The sequence below is a fragment of the Methylobacterium sp. CCH5-D2 genome, assembly GCF_001556475.1.
GTDB lineage: Bacteria > Pseudomonadota > Alphaproteobacteria > Rhizobiales > Beijerinckiaceae > Methylobacterium > Methylobacterium hispanicum.
Genome location: NZ_LSIX01000672.1, coordinates 1 through 3136 on the forward strand (window position 1 = coordinate 1; position 3136 = coordinate 3136).

3 protein-coding genes are annotated in these 3136 nt (G+C 71.8%); 1 reads left to right on the forward strand and 2 read right to left on the reverse strand.

Annotated features, from left to right (window positions below; all coding sequences use genetic code 11):
• Positions 1-99: 99 nt before the first annotated feature.
• Positions 100-708 carry a response regulator FixJ gene (gene fixJ / locus AX737_RS17855; protein WP_066923787.1) on the reverse strand — a complete coding sequence of 203 codons (609 nt, stop codon included), beginning with the start codon at positions 706-708 and terminating at the stop codon, positions 100-102.
• Positions 698-2248 (reverse strand): PAS domain S-box protein, encoded by a 1551-nt coding sequence (locus AX737_RS17860; RefSeq protein ID WP_066923789.1) that lies wholly within the window; start codon positions 2246-2248, stop codon positions 698-700. The genes fixJ and AX737_RS17860 overlap by 11 nt, the downstream gene beginning before the upstream one ends.
• Positions 2249-2553: 305 nt before the next feature.
• On the opposite strand from AX737_RS17860, the gene AX737_RS17865 reads away from it, so the two are divergent.
• Positions 2554-3136, forward strand: a 583-nt coding sequence (locus tag AX737_RS17865; RefSeq protein WP_066923791.1) for a universal stress protein UspA, incomplete at its 3' end; no start/stop codon positions are given.

The window sequence follows — 3136 nt, forward strand, 5'->3', positions numbered from 1 at the left end:
GCATGGCGTCGTCCGGCGGGCGCCGGGTCCGGGTGGCGTCGAGGGCCTCACCCTGCGGGACGCAGCGGGTCGGCCGCCTTGACCTGCCTCAAGTCCGCCTCAGGCGAGGCCGGCCAGGACGGCCCAGCGCACCAGTTCCTGCAGGCTTCCCGCCCGCGTCTTGGCCATCAGCTTGGCCCGGTAGATCTCGACGGTGCGCGGGCTGATGTCGAGCGTCCGCGCGATCTCCTTGCTGGTGGCGCCGCCGACCAGCTGGTCCAGGACCTGCCGCTCGCGCTCGCTCAGCGTCCCGACCCGCCTCACGAACTCGCGCAGGCCGGGGTCGGCGGTCTCGGTCGGGCCGCCGCGCTCGAGCGCGGAGCGGATCGCGTGCAGGAGGGCCTCGTCCTCGAACGGCTTCTCGATGAAGTCGCAGGCGCCGAGCTTCATCGCCTCCACGGCGAGCGGCACGTCACCGTGCCCGGTCATCATCACGACCGGCAGCCGGTGACCCGCCGACCGCAGGCGCCGGAGCAGTTCGAGCCCGTCGATCCCGGGCATGCGGATGTCGGTGAGCACGCATCCCGTCGCCGGCTTGGCGAGCCGGTCGAGCAGCTGCGCGCCGGCCTCGTAGAGCCGCACCTCGAAGCCCGTCGTGTCGAGCAGGAAGGCGACCGAGTCCCGCATGGCGGAATCGTCGTCCACCACGTGCACGAGGTTAGACGCCATGGCCCAGCTCTCCGTTCGGCACCGCCGGCAGCGTCAGCCGGAAGGTCGCCCCGCCGGCCTCGTTGCGCTCGACCCAGAGGCGCCCGCCATGCGCCTCCACGATGGTGCGGCAGATCGAGAGTCCGACGCCCATCCCGCTGACCTTCGTGGTCACGAAGGGCTGGAACAGCCGGTGCGCGACCTCGCCCGCGATGCCGGGCCCCGTATCCGAGACGGCGATCTCGACGGTCTCCGGCCCGGCGGGGCGGGCCGCCACGGTCAGCTCGCGCCGTCCGCCCTCCTGCATCGCCTCGCGGGCGTTGCGCATCAGGTTGATCAGAACCTGTTGAACCTGCACGCGGTCGGCGAGGACCGCGCCCGTGTTCGGAGCCAGCGCAACATGTGCGGTGATCCCCTGCTCGCGGGCGCCGACGAGGGCGAGCGCGCTCGCCTCCTCGATCAGCCGCGCGACCGGTTCGATCCGCTTCTCCGTCTCGCCGCGAGCGACGAACTCGCGGAGCCGCCGGATGATCTGGCCGGCCCGCAGCGCCTGCTCGGCGGCCTTGTCGAGGACCTCCATCACTTTGGCGATGGCTGCGGGGCTCGGATCGGCCAGGAGGCGGCGGCAGCCCTTGGTGTAGTTGGCGATCGCGCCGAGCGGCTGGTTCAGCTCGTGGGCGAGCGTCGAGGCCATCTCGCCCATCGCGCTGAGGCGGGAAACGTGGACGAGCTCGGCCTGGAGCTCCTGAAGCCGCGCCTGCGTGCGCTGGTGCTCGGTCAGGTCGTTGATGAAACCGGTGAAGAAGACCCGGTCCCCCGAGCGCATCTCGCCGATGGCGAGTTCCATCGGGAAGGTCGTGCCGTCCCGGCGCTGGCCCGTGACGACCCGGATGGTGCCGATGATGCGGCGCTCGCGCGTGCGGCGGTACCGGTCGAGATAGCCGTCGTGCTCGCCCCGCATCGGCTGCGGCATCAGCATGCTGACGTTGCACCCGGTCACCTCGGCGGCCGCGTAGCCGAAGAGGCGTTCGGCCGCAGCGCTGAACGAGTGGATGCGCCCCGCCTCATCGATCACCACCATGGCTTCGGGCACGGTGTCGAGGATCGATTGCAGGTGCGCCTCGCGGGCGCGCAGGTCCACCTCGGCCCGCTTCTGCTCGTCGATGCTGAGGACGACGCCGCGGTGCCGGAAAGGCCGACCCTGCGCATCGCGCTGCACCCGCCCGCGCGAGCGCAGCCAGGAATGCGACCCGTCGGGCCGGACGACCCGGTAATCGACCTCGTAGCTGCCGCCCTCCCGCAACGCCCGGTCGATAGCGTCCGCCCGCGCCTGGCGGTCGTCGGGATGCACCAGGGCCTGGGAGGCGGCGAACGTGGTGAGTTTCCGGGGCGATACGCCGAAGAGGCGGGCGCAGGTCGGCGAGACCGTGGCGCGGCCGGTCGGGATATCCAGCGACCACACGCAGACGCCCATCTCGTCGAGGGTCTGCCGGAGTTCGTCGAGGGTCGGCGTATCGGTGCGATCTGGTCCTATGTCGGACACATCAGCACTGTTCGTCATCGTACATCCCGAGACTACACCCCGGACCAGAGCTCCCCGGGTGACAACTTGTACATGTCGCAGCCCGGACACAAGACGGCGAAGGCTTCGGTCCACCCGCCGATACAGAGCCCCGCAGACGCGACACGACCTCGCGCAAGCCGCCTGGCAGGCCGCCTGGAAACGACGATCCGCCCTGAGCCACGGGCCCGCGAGAGCTGAGCCTCCGGACGTCCTCGATCGTTCGGCACGCCGAGACTTGAGCTGGATCAAGGCCGCCCGCCCCGGAGCGCCGAACCATGCGGCATCCGGATCGGAGACACCCCATGCCCACGACCACCGCAACCGCGCTCGCCGGCATCCGCGACGTCCTCGTCGGCACCACGGTCGAGGGGGAGCGGGAGCCGGCCTCGTCGGCCATCGGCTACGGTCTGACGCTGGCCAGGGCGGCCGGCGCCCACCTGACCGTCCAGTCCACCTCGTGGCGCCTCTCGGGGGACGACGCTTGGCTCGGGGACTTCGACGATGCGGGCATCGCCGTCATCGACCGGCGGCTCGACACGCTGGCCCGGTCGATCGCGGAGCGCGCGGCCGGCGACGCCGCGCAGGCGGGATTGATCTGCACGACCGAGACGCCGAGCCTGTCCTACCCGGACGTGGTGAGCCGGCTGGCCGAGCGGGCGCGGCTGCACGATCTGACGGTCCTCGACGCGGGGCCGCGGACCTACGACCTCGACCGGGAGACCATCGAGAAGGCTCTCCTCTTCAGCGGGCGTCCGGTGATCGCGGTGCCGCCGGCCCACACGGCCTTCGCAGCCCGGCGCATCCTGCTGGCCTGGGACGGCAGCGCCCACGCCGCGCGCGCCGCCAACGACGCCCTGCCCTTCCTGCGCGCCGCCGAGGCCGTCG